A 20,487-nucleotide genomic window follows, 5' to 3' on the forward strand; every position below is an offset into this window, starting at 1 on the left:
CTTGTTTTCTTACTTTTGGATCCACTCTCCGTCTTCGCTGGCATATAATACAGCGGCAGTACCGTCTACAGTAATATCGAGTTTGTACTCTTTGTTTTCGTTTACGGCAGCTTTATCTAAAGTTGCATTCGGGAAATCAGCAGCCAAAGCATCTTTAACGGCCTGGGGTACGTCATCCGCAGAAACTTCTGTATATTCTTCTTGAAGAACTACATCCATGATACCATCGTGAAGCACCGGAGTGGTTGCTGTAATTGTGGTAAGACTTCCTAACGCTAATACTGAAGCAAAAACTAACTTTTTCATAATACTGAGTTTTAAGATTATACTTTTTATTATATTTTTTGAATTCTTATGTTTTGTATTATGAAATTATAATGCCTTTTTTGAATGGGATTTGCGTTAATGTTTTAAGTGGTTGTTTTATAGTGTTTTACATTATTTTGAATATACCAAAAAAAGGTGCGTATATGTGGAATTATTTGGAATGCTATACAATCTTGTGTAATGATTACACAGTTTCGGGCTGAAAATCAAGAGGTAAAACTTCGTCAGTGCGCCTGTGTACACCAGATTTATGCTTTTGGCGTGCCCCGGGATTATTATGTATTGAAAGAGTAACCTGTATATACCATGTACGGAGCTAAAAAATCCCGCGATAGCAGGGATGTTGGTGCGCGGGATTTTTTAATTTGGAGTGCTGTTATCTTACAGGCTATGCTTCACCTTTGACCTGATGTGCCGGTTTCAGCAAATCGTTTACGGTTTTTACAGGATTGAAGGTGATGAGAGGAACTTCGACGAACACGGTGTTCCAGAAGGCCATGCCTCCGTTCCACAATCCGGGACGTTCCAGGGCTTTTAACTCTTTACCCTCCTTGGTTTTAGAGGTGATAAAGGCCTGTTTCGGATTCACAAAGTCGGGAAGATGGTATTTTTCTCCTTTATAGTTTTTCACCCCACATACGATATCCACCGGATTGAAATGAGTTGCTCCGTTGAGGATTTTCATTTGTCGTCTGCTACTTTTATCTATTTGTGCAGATTCGATAATCTGTAACGAGACCTTTCCGTCTTCATCTTTTATCCAAAAAGGTCCACCTCCGGGATCTCCTTCATTTCTTACCATTCCGCAGACGCGGATCGGTCGGTTGAGTTTTTCCATCAGGTGTTCTACCTGGTATTCCCGGGTGTACTTATAAAAGTCGGGAGCCGTGAGGGTGTTGAGCTTCTCGTGCAGGAAATCTTTTATCTCGTTAATCTGCTCTTCGCTTACCTGTTCCTCATTCAGCATCCGGGCATAGGCAAATACTTTCTCCTGGCATTGTAATAATATTCCGGCCAGCATTTTCTTATAGTTTGCCATTTCGTGTTTGTACCGGTATACGACAACGTTGTCTATATTCTTGATAAAGATAATATCGGCATTCTGATCGTTCAGGTTCTCTACCAATGCCCCGTGTCCTGCGGGACGAAACAACAATGATCCGTCTTCATTCCGGAAAGGTTTGTCATCCGGGGTTACAGCGATCGTGTCGGTAGATTTTTTCTGGAAAGAAAAAGAAATATGGAATGCAGCCCCGCTTTTCTCCTCCACATAATCTTCTATCCTGTTGAATTCCGAATCGAATTTGCTGGCATGCTGGTCCGAAATGGTAAAATGTAGTTTTGCAACACCGTTGGAGACATTATAAAGCGCAGCTTCATATAAATGCTCCTCAAAAGCAGTTGCGCTATGTGTCTTGTATTTGTGAAAAGGCAAAAGTCCTTTAGGAAAGGAGCCATAATCAAAACCGTCTTCGGAAAGCATTTCTTTGACAAACAAGTATTTTTGCCTGTCATCGGACAAACGGTCAAAACCTTCATCTTTTTGTCTTAAGCGTTGCATCACCTCATCGTAAAAAGGAAGTTTTTCCACTCCGATAAAAAACGTTTGCATGGCTTCTGCCTTTTCCCGATTTATATAGGTGTTGAAAGTATCCCGTTCGGGGTTGAAATTCTCCACAAACCGGAACAGGGCCCGGAACATGCGGGTGGCTGCGCCCGATGCGGGAACAAATTTCATAACATCGAGACTGTCCTTTTTAGTGTCATAATCCGATATCAACCGTTGTTTTTCTGCCTCCGACACTGATGTTATGCCATTGTTTACTGTGGCGGATTCCAGAAGGTTTACGTAGGGAATACCTTCTTTAAAGATTTCTATTTGCTGCATTACCACTTTTTCGGTAATGCCTTTCTCCCGTAGTAATTGATGATCTTTTTCAGTAAACATGGTATTTTTTTGTTAAGTGCTAAGTTGTTTTTTGCGTATTAAATGTTCGATATGGGCAATCGCAGATCGCAACCGTTTTTCTTTATCTCCCTTCAGAACAACATACGGCCTGCGGTGCTTTTTGAGTGTTTTTTCGAAATACCGGAACATCTGCTCTCTTTCTTCCGGTTTGTCTCTCAGATCGTCCTCTTCCCAAGGAACGTCAATATACGTTAAAAAGTATAGATCGTACGTATTATGTAAGGCAAATTCCCGGATCATCGGATGGCATTCGCCGTAATAAACTTCCGAATACACCTGTAGTTCGAGCAGGTTTGTGTCACAGAACAATATTTTTTTAGCGTCCCGGCTTTTTCGGTTTTCCGATTGCATTTGCCCTTCGGCAATAGAAAGCATATCTTGGGGTTCACAGGTTTTGTGCCCACGATCCCATTTGTCCTGCAGGTACTCGCGCATGTATTCGGGCACCCATAGCGTTTTGTAATGCGCTGCAAGTTGTCGGGACAGCGTAGTTTTTCCGGTAGATTCCGGGCCAAAAAGCACTACCTTAATAAGGTCTCCGGGCTTCTGTTTAAGTTTTTCTTCCATGCTAAATATCCGAATATGGCAATAACGGTAAAAAGGGCGTACTGAAGAGAGGTGAAAACCAATCCTTTATACATATAGAGGGGAACCGAAATGAGATCGCCGATAATCCAGTAAGTCCAGTTTTCGAGTTTTTTTCGGGCCATAAGCCACATACCGACAAAAAAAATAGCCGTGGTTACCGTATCCGCATAGGAAGTCCAGCTATCGAGACGGTTAAACAACCCATATATCCCGAACACAAAACCTACCGTCAGTATAAACAAAATAACAGACCATTTTTTTTCTCCCGTTGTCGTCCGGGTTACGGGAATAAAGTGTGTGGCATCCACTTTCCGGGTCCAGAAATACCAGCCGTATATACTCATTGAAAAATAATAGGCATTGATGAGCATATCACCCAGCAGGCCATAAACCCAGAGTATATATACAAAGATAGCCGTACTGATAATTCCGGTAGGATATACAAGGATGTTCTCCCTCTTGGAATACAGGACGCTCAGAAAACCGAATACTACGGCGATAATTTCCAATACGGTAAGATGTAGCGGGACATCATCGTATTGGGCAAAGACCCAATCAAAAATGTGGTTCATAGTCGCTGCGGTCCGATTTCACGATCTTTATATATAAAAGGCCCCGCTCTACGAGTTCAAAAGCCTCTTTGATTTCCGTGGTTAATAGTGCCATGACCTTGTCATAATCTCCGTATACCTGGGTGCTCAGCGGATTTTCGAGTACGGTCAGTCCGGAAGCCCTGAGCTTTTTGATAAAGTGGATAATAGCGTCTTCGTACTGATCCTGTAACGGGGTTAATGTAAGTTCTACCGAGATTTTCATAGCTTTGATTTATACTGATTAGCGTTGTTCTTCCGGTTAGTGTACCGGAAAAAGGGTTATACTTATTTTTCGGGTGATAAAGGGGCTCTTAAAGCATAGGCACAGGTGAAGCCCTCGAATTCAAGAAAAGGAACCTGGTATTTTTGTATCTGATTTCCGTAATGAATCCAGGATGCCGTCTGCCTATCTTCAAGCAGAAAAGGAATGACCTTGGTGTGGTCTTTAAAGCTCATTCCTTTTACGGCAAAAACTTTATAAAGGCTTTCTTTGGCACACCATATTACCGTAAGTTTCCGAACCAAATCCTCTTGTGTCAGGTAACCGAATTCATAGTCTACGAACTTATCGGCAATGACGGTGATTTTTTCGCGCTGCTTCTCAATATCGATCCCCACGGGAGCATTACTGATAATAACGGCAGAAAAACCGAACGAATGGGTGATGGAAATATAGTTGTTGTCTTTAAGATGAGGTTTTCCGTTCGTATCGTAATAGAGTGCTTCCGCTTCATATCCGGATGCGCGCAGTAACTGACGTACGCTTAGAAATCCCCTTCGGTGAATATCCGATTTCATGGAGTGTACCCGCTGCAAACATGCGGCAGTGGGGTTGATGTCCTGTAGCAGTTCCTCATAGCTTTCTTCGATTTTCCATATACGTATGGTGGTATTTTCGTTTACCGCGATGGTTTTATACAGAGGCATATAAAGAATTTCTGTTCGGAAAGCCCTTTCGGGCATTCGGCATTACGGCTAAAAGTCCGTAAAAACGAACTATATAGCTCCTATATTTTACTTAGATAAAGTTATTCCGTAACTTTGTGCCCTTCTTTTCCTTTAAGGAAAGAGTTGATAACGCTCAAAAAACAAATATACGATTATGAATACAAAAACGGCTCCCTACGTAGCATATAAAGTGAAAGATATTTCACTGGCCGATTGGGGAAGAAAGGAAATAGAGTTGGCAGAAGCCGAAATGCCCGGCCTGATGTCGCTTCGTGAAGAATATGGCCAGGAACAGCCTCTCAAGGGGGCGCGTATTGCAGGTTGTCTGCACATGACCGTACAAACTGCCGTACTTATAGAAACCCTTATTGCGCTCGGGGCGGAAGTTACCTGGAGTTCCTGTAACATTTTTTCTACACAGGACCATGCGGCAGCGGCTATTGCAGCAGCCGGAATTCCGGTATATGCATGGAAAGGTATGAATGAAGAAGAGTTTGACTGGTGTATAGAGCAAACCCTGTTTTTCGGAGAAGACCGAAAACCCCTCAACATGATTCTCGATGACGGGGGAGACCTTACTAATATGGTTCTCGATCGTTATCCGGACCTGGTTTCCGGAATCAGAGGATTGTCTGAAGAAACCACTACCGGAGTACACCGTCTTTACGAACGTATGAAAAACGGAACTTTGCCGATCCCGGCTATTAACATCAACGATTCGGTGACCAAATCCAAATTCGACAACAAATACGGATGTCGGGAGAGTGCTGTTGATGCCATTCGCAGGGCTACCGATGTCATGCTTGCAGGAAAACGTGTTGTAGTCTGTGGTTACGGAGACGTAGGTAAAGGCACAGCCGCCTCCTTTCGGGGAGCCGGAGCTATTGTTACCGTCACCGAAATAGATCCGATCTGTGCGCTTCAGGCAGCTATGGACGGATATGAAGTTAAGAAACTTGACACCGTAGTCGGTAAAGCAGATATTGTGATCACGACAACCGGTAATAAAGATATCGTAGTGGGACGTCATTTCGAACAAATGAAAGACAAGACCATCGTGTGTAATATAGGACATTTCGACAATGAGATCGACATGGCCTGGCTCAATAAAAATCACGGGGCTTCCAAAATCAATATTAAGCCACAGGTAGATAAATATACCATAAACCGACCTGACGGACAGGCAGGTGGTCACGAAATCATCCTGCTGGCCGAAGGGCGGTTGGTAAACCTCGGTTGTGCTACCGGTCACCCCAGTTTTGTGATGAGTAATTCCTTTACAAACCAGACACTTGCCCAGATAGAATTGTGGAAAAATAGCGGCCAGTACGAGAATAAAGTATACATGCTGCCTAAACACCTCGATGAAAAAGTGGCTCGTCTGCACCTCGAAAAAATAGGTGTGGAACTGGAAACCCTCAACGAAGAACAGGCAAAATATATCGGGGTCACCGTAGAAGGGCCTTATAAACCGGAATATTACAGGTATTAGTCCCGCCGGGAACTGTTTTTCTCCGGGCATACAGGACGCAAGATGAGAAGATTCAGGATGGCGTGAAGCATCCGCATTTTTACAGAACCAGGCTGTCCTGTAAGTTTAAAACATAAAAAGGCTGCTCCATATCTATGGGGTGGCCTTAAATTTTAGCTATATTTTATAATCTCAGGAAAAACCTATTCGTTAATTTAGCACAAAACACAAAAAATGAAGATTATCTCCTATAACGTCAACGGTATCAGGGCTGCAATAAACAAAGGGTTTCTCGAATGGCTGCAAAGTGCCTCCCCTGATGTTATCTGTCTACAGGAAACCAAAGCCCATCCGGATCAGTTAGACCTGTCGCTTTTCGAAAAAGCCGGGTATCCTTTTCACTATTGGTTCAGTGCGCAGAAAAAAGGATACAGCGGGGTGGCCATCCTCTCCAGGATACAACCCGATGAGGTCGTGTTCGGTACCGGAATAGATTATATGGATGCGGAAGGAAGAAATATTCGTGCCGATTTTGGTGATGTATCGGTGATGAGTCTCTATCTGCCCTCCGGGACAAACATCAACAGACTTGATCATAAGCTGCAATACATGGCCGATTTCCAGGACTATATCAATCGGTTGAAGCAGGACAGACCCAGGCTGGTGATTTCGGGCGACTACAATATCTGTCACCGGGCCATTGATATTCACGATCCCGTCCGCAATGCCAATGTATCCGGGTTTTTGCCAGTAGAAAGAGCGTGGATAGACAATTTTATAAGCACAGGTTTTGTAGACAGTTTCCGTCATTTCAACCAGAAACCGCATCAGTATTCCTGGTGGAGTTATCGCGCTAATGCCCGTGCCAATAACAAAGGGTGGCGTATCGATTACAATATGGTCAGCCAGCCTTTGAAGGATAACCTGGAGCGTGCTGTGATCCTGCCCGAAGCCAGGCATAGCGACCATTGCCCTATATTGGTGGATTTAAACGTATAAAAATAAAATGATGTTTCAAAAAGTAGTCCTTGGCCTTGTTGTTGTTTTTATAACCTCTTCCTGTGTTTCCGCGAAGGTGTACAAAGACCTGGAAAGCCGTTATCGATCTGTGGAAGAAGAACGAGATACCCTGGTGGAGCAAAACCAGGCGCTGGAAACGGCCAACAGACGTATGGAGAACGAGCTTTCGGAACTGCAAAAGGCTTACGACCGGGTGTTATCGGAAAAAGAAAAGTTACAACGTGAATATACCGCTGCAAAGAACAACCTGGATAATCTTCAGCAGTCATATGACGCGTTGGAGAAGAACAGTAGTGCCGCTATTGCGGACAATTCCAGAAAAAACAGGGAGCTACTGGCTGAACTGGAAGCCAAGGAAAATGCCCTCGCCGCAGAAAGTGCCAGACTCGAAAACCTGAAAAGAGAACTCGAAACCCGGTCCAGACGCGTGGATGAACTCGAAAGCCTGATCGCTTCAAAAGATGCGGCGATGCAAAAACTCAAAGATGCGGTATCCAGGGCATTACTCGATTTCGAGGGTAACGGGCTTACCGTAGAACAACGCGATGGCAAAGTGTATGTCTCTATGGAAAACAAATTACTGTTCGGAAGCGGAAGCTGGGCCGTCGGTGCCGAAGGAAGACGTGCTGTTGTGGAGCTTGGTAAAGTACTCGCGCAGAATCCTGATATTTCGGTGCTTATCGAAGGGCATACAGATGACGTTCCCTATCGGGGCAGTGGTCAGATCACGGACAATTGGGACCTTTCCACCAAGAGGGCTACCGCCATAGTGCAGATACTGCGTGAAAATGCAAACATCAATCCGCAAAATCTCACTGCTGCCGGAAGAAGCGAATATGCCCCGGTGATGCCGAATACTACCTCCGAAGGCAAAGCAAAAAACCGCAGGATAGAGGTGATACTCACCCCGAAACTGGATGAAGTGTCCAGGCTGCTCAACGATATATAGGCTGTGCCGTTACGGTTATGTTATTCTGTAGCTTCCGTATGCTGCGTGCCATATTTTAAAAAAAACTGTTATGAAATATACGACACTACCCGGTACGGACATTTCCGTAAGTAAAATATGTCTGGGTACCATGACCTGGGGAGAACAAAATACAGAAGCCGAAGGTCATGAACAAATGGATTATGCACTTGCACAAGGCGTGAATTTCTTTGATACCGCCGAACTTTACCCTGTACCTGCCCGAAAAGAAACCCAGGGAGCTACAGAAAAGATCATAGGTTCCTGGTTCAAAAAAAACGGCAACAGGGATAAGGTTATTCTGGCTTCTAAAGTTGCTGGTCCGGGATATTCCAATAAGCATATCCGGCAAACGGGGTTTGCTAAAGAGGCTATATACGAAGCCGTGCATGCAAGCCTGCAACGGTTGCAAACCGATTATATCGACCTGTATCAGTTGCACTGGCCGGAACGAAATACCAACTTTTTTGGCCGGCGCAGCTATGTTCATGAAAAAAAAGAAGTATGGGAGGATAATTTCGGGGAAATTCTCGGGACCTTACGGGAACTCATCAAGGAAGGTAAGATCCGTCATGTCGGGGTTTCCAATGAAACGCCTTATGGTGTAATGCGGTTTCTCGAAGAGAGCAGAAAACACGACCTGCCCAAAATGATTACGGTTCAGAATCCGTATTCGCTGCTTAACCGGGTATATGAAACAGGACTTGCGGAGATATCCATGCGCGAGCATATAGGACTGCTCCCGTATTCACCCCTTGCTTTTGGTGTGCTCAGCGGAAAATACCTTTCTGCCCGACCCGAAAATGCGAGGGTAACCCTTTTTCCTAATTTTAACCGCTACAGCAACGCCAGGGCTACCGAAGCTACCCGTAGCTATGTCGCCTTGGCCGAAAAGAACGGGTTGTCGCCCGCACAGATGGCCCTGGCTTTTATAAACCGGCAGCCTTTTGTGACCAGCACTATTATCGGGGCTACTTCGATGCCACAACTCAAGGAGAATGTAGATAGTATCTATATGGAACTTAATGAAGAGCTCGTTAAAGAAATCAATGCCATTCATGAGCAGTTCCCCAATCCGGCGCCCTAAAAGCGCGAGAATATGGATTTTCGCATGCCGTTTTCCGGAGGACAAATCCTTTTTTAGTATTTTTGGACCCGGATACGGCTAATGGCGCATTCGCAACTTCAAATTTGAACCTATGAGTGAAATAAGACACAACTGGACCAAAGAAGAAATACTGGACATATATAATAAGCCGTTAATGGAGCTTCTTTACGAAGCTGCTACGGTACACCGAAAGCACCACGATCCGAATACCGTACAGGTGTCCACACTCCTCTCCATTAAAACGGGGGGGTGCCCTGAGGATTGCGGATATTGCCCGCAGGCCGCACGTTACCACACGGATATAGAAGGGAATGATCTGATGAGTGTTCAGCAGGTGAAGGCTCAGGCCTTACGGGCCAAGTCTTCCGGAAGCTCCAGGGTATGCATGGGGGCGGCATGGCGTAATGTAAAAGACGGGCCGGAATTTGACAACGTCCTGGAAATGGTACGGACGATCAATAAATTGGATATGGAAGTGTGTTGTACCCTGGGGATGCTCACCGAAAATCAGGCCCAGCGGCTGGCCGAAGCGGGATTGTATGCTTACAACCACAATCTCGACACTTCCGAAGAATACTATAAAGAAGTAATCTCTACCCGCGGGTACGAGGACCGTTTACAAACTATAGAAAACGTACGGAAAACAAATGTTACCGTATGCAGCGGAGGTATAATAGGTATGGGAGAGCGCGTAGAGGACCGTGCAGGAATGCTCGTAGCCCTTTCCACTCTGAACCCGCAGCCGGAGTCTGTGCCTATCAATGCACTGGTGGCTGTAGATGGTACGCCAATGGAAGACCAGAAGCCAGTAGAAATCTGGGAAATGATACGTATGGTGGCTACGACACGTATCGTAATGCCGGAAACCCAGGTACGTCTCTCGGCCGGAAGAACAAGTATGAGCAGGGAAGGACAGGCTATGTGTTTCTTTGCCGGGGCCAACTCTATTTTTGCCGGAGATAAGCTTCTGACCACGCCAAACCCGGATGTGAATGAAGATATGCTGATGTTTCAGATGCTGGGACTTAATCCGCAGAAAGCTTTTACCAAGAAGGTGCAGCCACAAACCGTAGAAGCAGCGGAGTCGGTCTTTGCGGATAGAGGTGAGAAGCCCAGATGGACAAGGCCGGGACATACCATAGAACGCAATGAACTCGCCAAACAAAAAAGTAAATAATTATCCTGAACTAAATAAAAAAATTATTAGATTTGCATCCCGATTTCAGGCCTCGGTGGCGGAATTGGTAGACGCGCCGGATTCAAAATCCGGTTCTTTCGGGAGTGTGGGTTCGATTCCCACCCGAGGTACAGAAAAACCCTGTGAAGCATTGATTTCACAGGGTTTTTGTTTTTTTAGGGCTACAAATGGGGCAACAATTACAGTCTTAAGACCTAAGCGACCATGTATATATAAAAATCTTCCTCTCTTGAAATATGTTATTTAATTTTTCGTAACCAGATTCTCAAAGTGTGTTAAATCGTTTATCAAAACCCCTTTATCTATAGCCCTAAAATCTTTGTACATTCTGGAGTGCTTACCATTATTACATTTTTTTAATGTCAAACCAGATCCGCAATAACATGCATCCTTCAATCTTAGCTTCCTCCCTTCAACCCTATTAATCATCAATATTACAATTTGCCTCATATCCTGTATTCCTAAAATATCTTTATAGGCATCGACTATTCCTTGTGGCCCATGAAGATATTCTTCGTCAAAATAACGACTGTGAATTTCATAGTAGGAGTTGTTTTCCAGATATTTCACCAAAACCTCATCAAAAAAAATCTTCAGGGACTTTACTTTAGTCTTTAACAAAATCTGCGCTTTCGCAGTCGTAGTTAAGCAACAATCACCCGAACCTGTATAAATATGACGATCCAATTTCTTGGGGATTCTATCATCAATCTCATAAACTACGGGGAAATAAACGGGGTAAGGGGAAATGTCCACACGAATGTTGTAGACATCCCCCTCAGAAATTTCAATCTCACCAATCAGCATTTTTTTGTCCGGGAAATAATTCAATCGGGGATAAGAGGTGATTACTTCTTCTATCTCCTTTTCAATATCCATAGGGTTTAGGTTTTATAAATGCGGTAGATAATGACCTGGTCAAAGATTTACTTTTATTTTCTTCTTCTTTGTCCTCTCCCAAGGGAAACCGGGATCCGAATTGATTCTTCCTTAAAATCTCGGAGGCAGTTTTAAAGTTATATTCCTCCTTTGCTTTATCGCAATCATCTAAAAGACTTTTTAGAACAGTCAGGAAATTATTTCTACGTGTTTCACTATAACCTTCAAATACATCTTCTCCTTTTGGAGTAGTAGGCCTAATACACTTGAACCCCCAGTCTTCACTTAACGTATCGTATATCTTCCTAACAGTTTCTCTAAACGCCTCATCCAAATTGTCTGCATCGTAGTAATTCTCCGTTGCCAGGATTGTTAATTCAAAGCCACTCGGCAATTTTAAATTACTGTTGTTCAATTCCCGGAAATTCTTCCACGCCTTTAAACAACGAACAATAGCTTCCAGTCTGTATTTCTGTGTTTTTTCATCATTGAACCATTCATAGAACTCTTTCGGATCACTTTCTATCCAGTCCTTAGCTTTATGGGCTAATTCTATAATCTCTTCTTTTTTGTAATAAATAGGCAGGTCGATATGCCTCCCATCGCTAAAAACAACGCGGACACAGGTTGTTTTTTGTATCGGCTTTTTACTGGTATGATCTTCTACGGAAGCATACACCCAATTATGCCATCTTTGAATAGATTGCTTATTATCCTCTCCCTCTTTTTCTATGAAATACACGCCATAGTCCAGGTCATATTTTCTTATGGGATTGCCATCTTCATCATAGACAACAATAGGGTTGATTGTTGTGTTCATTTCATAAGAACCCTGACCGTGGAACTTCGGTTGAATTTCGTCCGGTTTGTTCTCCTTAAACCATTTCCTGATCTTTTTCTTAATGTCCTTTCTACTTCTCGCCAAGGACTCTTTCCGACTGTTGTTCAATTTGATCTCTTTATCAAAATTGATGTACTCTTTGTTTAATACTGCCATAATATTTCGATTTAAAAATCATGTGATATATCCTTACTTTTCCAATATAATTCTTTGAGTTCCCCTTTGGTCTGATAGGGAATCCTATTTGTAAAATACTCTCCGGTCAACATTTTATGCTTTCCTTTCTTTATGAACTTAATCATCTCCGTACCATAATGTGCCGGGAATCCCTTTTCAATACTTCCTTTATTTCGATAGCTATAGATTAATCTAAAATGCTTATCATCTCTTGTTTTTTCAACACACATTATTTTATTAACCGAAACGGAGGATTTATTCCCATCCACATCTTTAGTAAAAGAGTTCATTGTTATTTTGCTACCGGTCTGGCATATCGTTTTTATGTGATCTAACTCTCCAGTTTGAATTTGACCGGTATCATCCCGATAGGTATATACCAGCTTGCCTTCATACCTCCCGGAAAAATCATCTATCCGGAAAAGCCATTTGAAAGGTTTGTACCTCCACAATGATTTGTCGATCCAATGAAGAAGCCCTATTAATAATACCGACGAAGAAGGAAACTGATAATAAGTAATACCCGTAACCTGAAATATTTTTGGTATAGATAACGCTACTAAATAGCTTATCGCCGTTCCCACTATAAGGATAAACGGAACTATGAGGCTTGGTTTGTAGTATTTAAAGTAATTCCCTTCCATATTTACCTGCTTTTAAGTTTTAACAATGCAAATATGGCATCTGTATGTGCAAAGTATTTGCACACCGAACTGATTAGCTATTTATATCGAAGTTGGGAAAGGCCGAACTGGGTATTATATAACTTAATGCTATGTTAAGAAACGCCCACGTTGTTGTTTACCTGGTCAATGATGGATATAATTTTTACAACTTTTTCTTCATCAGGGAAAAGTCCTAAAATTCCATTTTCGTGATGTTCATTGAAAGGAGGCTTGGTGAGTAGACTCTTATCCAGTACTCCATTGGTATTAAGAAAATTAATAATGCGTTGAATGAAGGTGATTTGATTGGCATTGAGATTACCGGACTGAATAAACTCACTAAACAACCCGTTAACCGTTTCTATATCCAGGCCGACTATTCTTCGGATAAACTTCCCTAAAGGCTCTTGTCCGTACTCTTTCTCAAACTCCTCTTTTGTCCCGGCTGCCTGATTAAACAGAAAATCTTCCAGTTTTTTAATTTCAGCTTCTGTTACCGGAATATTTTTATAGAGCTTATTAATCACTAAGTGATTTTTATTTTTCCGGATAAAGGCCTCTACCCTGTCCTTATAAGATTGCATATTGGTATAGGAAGGCATGATATTTACTTCCTGGGCATTGGCCACCTCCAGGATATCTTCAAAATTAGTGTATACCGGTGCTTCGGCTTCCTTATCCAGATATTTTACCAGAGGACGTACGGATTCCCGAAGTTTCTCCAGTTCCAAATGCGTTATGTTCTGCCAATACTCTCCTCCGATAATTCCATTAAGTAGTTCTAACCTGGCTGCAATCTCGGGAATATTTCGCTTTTTATACAGATTTTGAGCTATACTACGGATCTTCTCCACATAGATTTCCTGCATTTGGTTGCACCGAAGTACGGATAATTGAAGATTTAAGACCAAAAGATCAAAACGTTTAGCTTTTTCATCTTCATCATCCTTTACAGAAATAACCGGCGCCACCTTACTAAGCAGCTCATTAATATCCCCTTTGTTCAGGTCATTCCATCGATTTCTGTTCTTAAATTCTTTTACCGCTCTCCAAACCTTACGAACCTGATAACGGTCTTCTTGCAATCCTTCTACCTGATGATGCAAAAGATTGGTGAAGTTTATCATCATTTGTTCTTCATCTTCAGAGGCTGGATGTTTCTCTCTGACACTGATAATGTACTCTAACCGTGTTTCAAACAATTGTGCTGACAAGGACTTGGTAGGGTTACCGGTTATTCCCTCGGGATATTCGTCAAAAAACTCAAAATTGCCACAATAGTCAAAGATCAAAAAAAACTTTTTGTCCTTCCCGGGTCCGAAAAGATCGGGACGTAAACGCGTTCCCCTACCTATCATTTGCCAATATTTGGCATAAGATTTTACTTCTTTAAAAAATACCAGATTTACCACCCTGGGCGCATCCACTCCCGTATCCATCATATCTACAGAAACTGCTATTTGAGGTTCCATTTCTTTTTTGTCTTCACAAAAATTTTCCAGCAGGCTCTGCGCTTTATCTGCGTAATTATCTATAACCTCAAGGAATGTCCCTCCGTATTCCGGGTAATTCTTATTAAATCTTTTTTCAATAAATTTTGCGTGTGGGTGGTTTTTCGCAAAAATGATGGTTTTACCCAGCTTGTCCCCTCCAGACACCTTAATACCATTGGTCATTAAATAATCCAACACTTTATCAACGGTATCTTTATTAAATAACCATTTGTTTATTTTACTTTTTTCTATTTTATCCATCAATACTTCCCCCGTGGTGGGATCTCCGAAAAGCTCCTCATACTTAGCCTTATCTTCTTCTGATAATTCGGCATAGTTTATCCCCTTTCTAGGAAATTTAATAGGCACTTTAATGGCTTTCGGGGGAACCAGGAAATTATCCTTTACCGCCTGGTCCAGTTCATAGGAAAAAGTGGGATTGTCGTCTTCAATTTCAAAAAGTGAATATGTATTTCTATCAATATCTTTTTTAGGGGTTGCCGTAAGCCCGATAAGCAAGGTGTCAAAATATTCGAATATGGAACGGTATTTTTGATACACCGACCGGTGGGCTTCGTCGATAATAATCAGGTCAAAATGTCCAACTCCATAAAACCTTCCCTGATCATTCTTCAGGCTATCTATACGGTTCATAATGGTTGGATACGTAGAAAACACCAATCGTGTACCATGATCTTCAGACTCTTTCGTAAGATCTATTGCGGAAAGGTGAGGTAAGTGCATTTTAAATGCATTTTTCGCCTGTTTTACCAGGGCATTTCTATCGGCCAGAAACAAAACCCGTTTTACCCAGTTGCTTTTGGTAAACATATCGACTATTGCTGCGGAAGTCCTTGTTTTTCCACTTCCGGTCGCCATTACCAAAAGTGCTTTTCTGTTCTTTCCTCTCAGCTTGCCGTTCAGATCAGCTACCAAATGTTCTGCAACACGTTGCACTGCCTCCAGCTGATATGGTCGCCCCGCTATATTTTTATCTACCTCAAAATTCCGGATATCTTTACGTGTACTTCGGCGATCGATCAGTAACTGCAGCTCTTCCTGCGTATAAAAACCACTTACTTCCCGCGGGGGATAAAACTGATCTTCCCATATATAGGTTTCAAAACCATTGGAATAAAACATTACCGGTCGCTGTCCGTATTTTTTTTCGAGACAGTCTGCATATAAGGAAGCCTGGTGTTTTCCTTTATCGGCACTGTGCAACGTATTTTTTGCTTCGACTACCGCCAGGGGCAAACCGTTTTTGCCCCACAGCACATAATCAACATATCCTTTTCCTGTCGGGTTTGTAGACAACGGCATGCCATAGACCTCAAATTCTATGTCTTTCCCTTTTTTTAAGTTATCCCATCCCGCTTCCTTTAGTAATAAATCTATAAGCAATCTACGGGTTTCCGATTCTGAAGTGAGAGCAGGGATCGCCTGTTCTTCAACTACATCCTGATGTCTTTGATGCTTACGTTGCTTAATTGCTTTCTGTCTTTCATCTTCCTGTTGCTTCAGCTGCTTGTTTTCTTCCCATTGTTGCTCACGCTTTTTAAACTCGTCACGAACCTTATCCAGCTCAGCCTGCATGCTCTCGGCCTTTTGTTTTAGCTCCCTGATGGTTTTATCGCTTTGCTTACCATCGGGAATAAGAGTTTCGTTAAATGGTGGGATATCCGGGTTTTGTTCGCTGTAATAAACACTGAGGTAGGAAAGAAAGCGAAACAGGTTTTTTAATGATTGCAGTGCTTCGTACTGATTTACTCTTTTACCATGTGCCGCATTATTTCCGGATAGCCGGATAACATCAAGTTCGCGGAACATGGATGGCTTTAAGATCGCTTTAAAATCTTCATGATGTATAAGCGCTCCGAGTTTGGTATCATAAGGCAACTCCAGGTCTGCATCATTCCTGTATAACCACAATACGGCAAGTTCCATGGCACTCCTGCAAAGTAATGCCGCAAATCTGGGTTCGGTAAAGGTATACTTTTCTGCATTGGAGGCTTCTCTGTACAATTCGGGGAATTCTGATTCTAAAAACTTGAAGTTCGTCATGGAAACCTTGGCTTTACTCTCAAAAATAGCAATTCCTGCTTATATTCAGATAATCTTTAACTGTTCCTCCTTTTGCACCTCTTCCATTTATCGACATTTTATCAACATTTATCACCTTTTTTTTACTTTATTTCACAGTTTTTTGTTGATAAAATACCGGGTTCCTTTCCGCTCTCCTTCCTTCCTTATAAGCCCGCTATCCAGCATTTCATCCAATTTGGCTTTAAGTGTGCGTTGCTTAATTTCTCCTCCTATTCTTTCATTGATCTCACTAATGGCACTTTCCGGGTAATTTTTTAAATCCTCATAAATCAGTTCCTGTAACCTGTATGGTTCTATTCTTTTCAGGTTAGTTCGCTCTATAAAATCTGTAGTCCTGATAAACTCCGGATTTACATAATAAAGTGTTCCTTTTGTTTTTCCTTTGGACAACACCACTTTCAGATCCAATAAACGCCCTATCCAATACTGTAAGCCGTTAGGCTTGGAAATATTAAGCGATCTGGACAAGTCAATAGCCGAAATTCCTTCTTTCTGGGCTATCATTCCCAACGCAATAACTTCTTTCTGTTTTAATTGCAGGTCCCGGGAGGCTTTGTCCATCAGTTTCAGCACTTCACTGCTAACAATTTGCTTTTTAATGATAACGATGACCCTATCATCTGCTTCAATCACCTCTGGCACCTGCTTTCCGCTTCCAAGCAAAAGTTCGTATACCTTATCATACCCACTACCTTCCTTTTCCATGAGTTTTAAATCGTAAAACAATTTCGCCAAGAGAGCATTGCGCTGCACGGATTTTGAAAGGATATTCGAAGGCGTTACTCCCAGGGGTAATAATCCGGGGCTATGTATTTCAAGCCGGTCGTGGTAGAGGTTAATAAAAATATCTCCCCGCATGGTGTAATTCCTATGCGCAAACGCATTGGCCACGATCTCTCTTATGGCTTCGGGCGGATAGTTATAAATGTTTTTCCTGAAAATACCATCGGACACTTCCACAAACTCATTCCAGTCCGGTATTTCCTTTAAAATGGCTGTAATAAGCTCTTTCGGATTTTTGCTGTAATCGTCCCAGACCTTTTTAAAGACTTTATTTTCATTTTCATCATACCTGATAAACTGAACCGCAGGAGGATAATGAAGCACCGCTCTTTGCGCTCTGGTTCCCAGCCATAAAACTCCCAGATTAGTTAAAATCCCGTTCTGCGTAAGAAAATAATAATCGGTGATTTCCTCCGGAGTCATCTCCTTTACAAACTCACTTACCCTTTCGGAGGATCTGACATCCTTTAGAAACTGGTCATACTTAGCCATATCGCAGGCACTAGCAGGAATGCTTCTCACCACCTTTTCCTCCCAGACAAACGCGTTTTTCTCTGCCAGTAAACGGCTCAAATCTTCCGGCAATACAGGTTTGCACTCGTCCGATACTCTCATATAATATTTACCATCGGAAGTACTGGCTATGCTTTGGGAATTACGGAATACCTGAAGCTCTATATATTCTGCCTTATTATCCGCCTCTTTTTTAACCGGAACCACCCCGACATTGTGGGTCAATGCCGGAATTGTCTTTTGTATTTTTTCAATCAAATCATCCGGAATTTTTTGACCTGCCGGCGGTTCGTTTTCCGTATCCTCAATACCGATAATAATTTTTCCTCCCGCACCGTTGGCAAAACAAACACAGTCTTTTGCCAGCTCTTTCCAATTAGCTTTACTCCCCTTAATAATGGCGATAGATTTTTTATCTAAAAGACTGTTCTCCTTCATAACTTACAATTTTATACAAGTTCCTTAACCAACTCTCCCTTAAACGCTTTTTGCAATAAGCAGTTAAACAGGTCTTCGGCTTCTTTAAGTTCTTGTTGTGCCAGGGTTTTTTGTTGCTCTATCAAAGTTATTTTTTCTGCGAATTGGTTTTGGAGTTTGATTGGGGGGTAAATAATAGGAAACTCTTCCAAATGCTCTTTATTTATCTGCCTTTTATCAATTCCTCCAACACACACTCTTCTGATATAGCCTCTATATTCATTGGTTGTAAGAATAAACAGTACAAATTCATTAATTACATCCTCTTTAGGTCTTATTAAATATACGTGACCATTAATATTAGCACTATCATTTTCACCATTAAACATAGCTGCTCTACCTAAACTACTGTTCTCCGTATTGATCCTACCTGTTTTCGTCATTAATATATCACCCTTACAAAGGCTACTTTTATTCATCTTTTTATGAGTAATCTCATCTATATAAGCAACATTATCCAATTCTAATCTATTCCTCCAGACATTTTGGCTTCTAAAAAAAGTAATCCCTTTTTCAACATATACGTTACTCCCCCCTTTAGGAGTATTACCACTTAATATTTTTGATGTAATACTTTTCAATTTTTTCACCTGCCATCCCCTCGGATTAACCACCGGATCCCCAAACATATCCAAAAAAATGCTTTGCGCCAATTGGTCGTATTCCATTATAAGTTGTTTGGTTTTATCGCGAAGGGCGGCGGCATCGTCCAGGATTTGGGCAATGTGTTTTTGGGTTTCTAATGGAGGGAAGGGGATTTTGATAAAATTTACAAACTTTTTTGATATCCCTCCAACAGTTGATCCTCTATAATCTTCCAAAATCTGTCTTTGCCCAATTTTGCTAAAAAGATGATAGAATATATATTTTGGATATACAGATTCATTTAATCTAAGAATGAAAACATGCTCATTTATACAAGCTCTATGTAGCGGAAATTTATCATCTACAAAACTTACCTTACCTGTTGTGGCCCCATCTTTTACAATAATAATATCATCTTCACGAATTAAACCTGACCTCATATTATTATAAAATCCTTCATCAACATACTTAAGCTTTGAGAAATTAAACCCCCCATTTTTATCTAAATGCTCAGCCCCTAAAGAAGGGATTCCGCTGTCTATAGCACCTCCTTTAGGTCTTTTACCTGTTTGAAGTTCTTTAGTTACTTTATCTAAGGATATCATTATAGTAGAGTACTATTTAAATCACTAAACATTTTTCTTCTTTCTTCATCTAACATTTTAATTCTGTCCAAAATCACTTCCGGTGCATCATATTCCACTTCTTCATAAACAATTTTCTTATAGCGGTTAATAGAAAGGTCCCAGTCATTGGCCTTAATTTCATCCATAGGCACCAGGAAACTTTGCTCAGTCCTTTTTCTTCCGGCTTCACCTTTTCTGTTATGAAAGCGTTTTAAGATATCGGGAATATCGTTTGCTGTTACAGGGCTTCGTTTATCGTCCAGGCTATAACCGTCGGCTTTCATATCGTAGAACCATACGTGGTCCGTCCCCCCGGAGTTGGTTTTGGTAAAGAAGAGTATTGCCGTACTCACCCCGGCATAGGGCTTAAACACGCCGCTTGGCATACTAACTACCGCCTGCAACCGCTGGTTTTGCACCAGTTCTTTCCGGATAGCCTTATGGGCGGTACTGCTGCCAAACAGCACCCCGTCGGGCACAATCACCGCCGCACGGCCGCCGGTTCGCATGATACGGAGGATCAGGCTTAGAAAGAGAAGCTCCGTTTTTTTGGTTTTGGTGGTTTTCAGCAGGCTGCTCTCTACATCGTCATAATCCAGGCTTCCCTTAAACGGCGGATTGGCCAGAACCAGGGTATAGGCCTCGTCCACATCACCATTACTTTTGCTTAAAGCATCTACCCCTCTCAATTTCGGTGTTTCTATACCATGTAACTGCAGGTTCATGGCTGCAATACGCAACATGGTACTGTCGAACTCCGTCCCGTTAAACATCCCGTCATTGTAATGCGCCCTAAAGGCAGCATCTTCAAACCAATTGTAATGGTTTTCGTAAATATATTCCCCCGCCGCTACCAGAATGCAAAAAACGGATATAGTATACCACTAAAAACGGGTGAAAGTGAGCATAGCACAGCGGGTGAAAGTGAACCACCTAAAACGGATGAAAGTGAACCACTAAAAATCGATTCTATTTGAAGTGTGCGCAATAGTCTTTTTTTGTTAAAAAGATTATGGCCAACAAACAAATAGAAATGCGAAAAGTAAAAAAGATATTCAAGTTATACAGTGCCGGGGTCAGTAAGCGCCGGATCAGTTCCCAGTTGGGGATCTCCCGTAATACCGTAAGCAAGTACATCGCTTTTTTTCAACGT

General features: G+C 42.1%; 19 protein-coding genes and 1 tRNA gene. 7 read left to right on the forward strand and 13 right to left on the reverse strand.

What is annotated here, in order from left to right:
* Positions 1-9: 9 nt before the first annotated feature.
* From BT112_RS05350 to BT112_RS05370, 6 genes are all read right to left on the reverse strand, one after another.
* Complete coding sequence (locus BT112_RS05350; protein WP_072316340.1) at positions 10-306, reverse strand: hypothetical protein; 297 nt, start codon at positions 304-306, stop codon at positions 10-12.
* Positions 307-715: 409 nt separating this feature from the next.
* The gene (locus tag BT112_RS05355; protein WP_083564799.1) at positions 716-2,275 is read right to left on the reverse strand and encodes a DUF4301 family protein; all 1,560 of its coding nucleotides are present in this window, start codon (positions 2,273-2,275) and stop codon (positions 716-718) included.
* A 12-nt stretch (positions 2,276-2,287) separates the two neighbouring features.
* On the reverse strand, positions 2,288-2,863 hold the full coding sequence (locus BT112_RS21475; protein WP_083564800.1) for an AAA family ATPase: 576 nt from the start codon (positions 2,861-2,863) through the stop codon (positions 2,288-2,290).
* Positions 2,818-3,456, reverse strand: a complete 639-nt coding sequence (pnuC, locus tag BT112_RS05360) for a nicotinamide riboside transporter PnuC (RefSeq protein WP_072316341.1) — start codon at positions 3,454-3,456, stop codon at positions 2,818-2,820. The genes BT112_RS21475 and pnuC overlap by 46 nt, the downstream gene beginning before the upstream one ends.
* On the reverse strand, positions 3,440-3,700 hold the full coding sequence (locus BT112_RS05365) for a thiamine-binding protein (RefSeq protein WP_072316342.1): 261 nt from the start codon (positions 3,698-3,700) through the stop codon (positions 3,440-3,442). Before BT112_RS05365 ends, pnuC begins: the two co-directional genes overlap by 17 nt.
* A 62-nt stretch (positions 3,701-3,762) precedes the next feature.
* Positions 3,763-4,404 (reverse strand): 4'-phosphopantetheinyl transferase family protein, encoded by a 642-nt coding sequence (locus BT112_RS05370; protein ID WP_072316375.1) that lies wholly within the window; start codon positions 4,402-4,404, stop codon positions 3,763-3,765.
* Positions 4,405-4,579: 175 nt separating this feature from the next.
* Here BT112_RS05370 and ahcY point away from each other — a divergent pair, with 175 nt between their 5' ends.
* From ahcY to BT112_RS05400, 6 genes are all read left to right on the forward strand, one after another.
* Positions 4,580-5,917: an adenosylhomocysteinase gene (ahcY, locus tag BT112_RS05375; protein WP_072316343.1), complete on the forward strand. Its 1,338-nt coding sequence runs from the start codon at positions 4,580-4,582 to the stop codon at positions 5,915-5,917.
* A gap of 213 nt (positions 5,918-6,130) precedes the next feature.
* The gene (locus BT112_RS05380; RefSeq protein ID WP_072316344.1) at positions 6,131-6,895 is read left to right on the forward strand and encodes an exodeoxyribonuclease III; all 765 of its coding nucleotides are present in this window, start codon (positions 6,131-6,133) and stop codon (positions 6,893-6,895) included.
* 10 nt (positions 6,896-6,905) lie between these two features.
* Complete coding sequence (locus BT112_RS05385) at positions 6,906-7,865, forward strand: OmpA family protein (protein ID WP_072316345.1); 960 nt, start codon at positions 6,906-6,908, stop codon at positions 7,863-7,865.
* 70 nt (positions 7,866-7,935) lie between these two features.
* Positions 7,936-8,970: an NADP(H)-dependent aldo-keto reductase gene (locus BT112_RS05390; RefSeq protein ID WP_072316346.1), complete on the forward strand. Its 1,035-nt coding sequence runs from the start codon at positions 7,936-7,938 to the stop codon at positions 8,968-8,970.
* A gap of 112 nt (positions 8,971-9,082) precedes the next feature.
* Complete coding sequence (gene bioB, locus BT112_RS05395; protein WP_072316347.1) at positions 9,083-10,168, forward strand: biotin synthase BioB; 1,086 nt, start codon at positions 9,083-9,085, stop codon at positions 10,166-10,168.
* A gap of 49 nt (positions 10,169-10,217) precedes the next feature.
* A tRNA-Leu gene (locus tag BT112_RS05400) sits at positions 10,218-10,299 on the forward strand.
* Positions 10,300-10,432: 133 nt separating this feature from the next.
* Here BT112_RS05400 and BT112_RS05405 read toward each other — a convergent pair.
* The 7 genes from BT112_RS05405 to BT112_RS05440 all read right to left on the reverse strand — a co-directional run bounded on the left by BT112_RS05405 (position 10,433) and on the right by BT112_RS05440 (position 20,209).
* The gene (locus BT112_RS05405) at positions 10,433-11,068 is read right to left on the reverse strand and encodes a hypothetical protein (protein ID WP_072316348.1); all 636 of its coding nucleotides are present in this window, start codon (positions 11,066-11,068) and stop codon (positions 10,433-10,435) included.
* On the reverse strand, positions 11,058-12,065 hold the full coding sequence (locus BT112_RS05410; RefSeq protein WP_072316349.1) for a CBASS cGAMP synthase: 1,008 nt from the start codon (positions 12,063-12,065) through the stop codon (positions 11,058-11,060). The genes BT112_RS05405 and BT112_RS05410 overlap by 11 nt, the downstream gene beginning before the upstream one ends.
* An 11-nt stretch (positions 12,066-12,076) precedes the next feature.
* Positions 12,077-12,730 carry a Cap15 family cyclic dinucleotide receptor domain-containing protein gene (locus tag BT112_RS05415; protein WP_072316350.1) on the reverse strand — a complete coding sequence of 218 codons (654 nt, stop codon included), beginning with the start codon at positions 12,728-12,730 and terminating at the stop codon, positions 12,077-12,079.
* Between the two features lie 134 nt (positions 12,731-12,864).
* Positions 12,865-16,308 (reverse strand): DEAD/DEAH box helicase family protein, encoded by a 3,444-nt coding sequence (locus tag BT112_RS05420; RefSeq protein WP_072316351.1) that lies wholly within the window; start codon positions 16,306-16,308, stop codon positions 12,865-12,867.
* 132 nt (positions 16,309-16,440) lie between these two features.
* Positions 16,441-18,084: an ATP-binding protein gene (locus BT112_RS05425; protein WP_072316352.1), complete on the reverse strand. Its 1,644-nt coding sequence runs from the start codon at positions 18,082-18,084 to the stop codon at positions 16,441-16,443.
* An 11-nt stretch (positions 18,085-18,095) separates the two neighbouring features.
* Positions 18,096-19,313: a restriction endonuclease subunit S gene (locus BT112_RS21580; protein WP_139276009.1), complete on the reverse strand. Its 1,218-nt coding sequence runs from the start codon at positions 19,311-19,313 to the stop codon at positions 18,096-18,098.
* Entirely contained in the window at positions 19,313-20,209 is an 897-nt protein-coding gene (locus BT112_RS05440; protein WP_083564801.1) for an HsdM family class I SAM-dependent methyltransferase, read from the reverse strand. Before BT112_RS05440 ends, BT112_RS21580 begins: the two co-directional genes overlap by 1 nt.
* A 158-nt stretch (positions 20,210-20,367) precedes the next feature.
* On the opposite strand from BT112_RS05440, the gene BT112_RS05450 reads away from it, so the two are divergent.
* Positions 20,368-20,487 (forward strand): helix-turn-helix domain-containing protein (locus BT112_RS05450; RefSeq protein WP_175545751.1); only part of this gene is annotated, 120 nt, incomplete at its 3' end.

The sequence above is a fragment of the Sinomicrobium oceani genome (genome assembly GCF_900119185.1).
In the GTDB taxonomy this organism is placed as follows: Bacteria; Bacteroidota; Bacteroidia; order Flavobacteriales; family Flavobacteriaceae; genus Sinomicrobium; species Sinomicrobium oceani.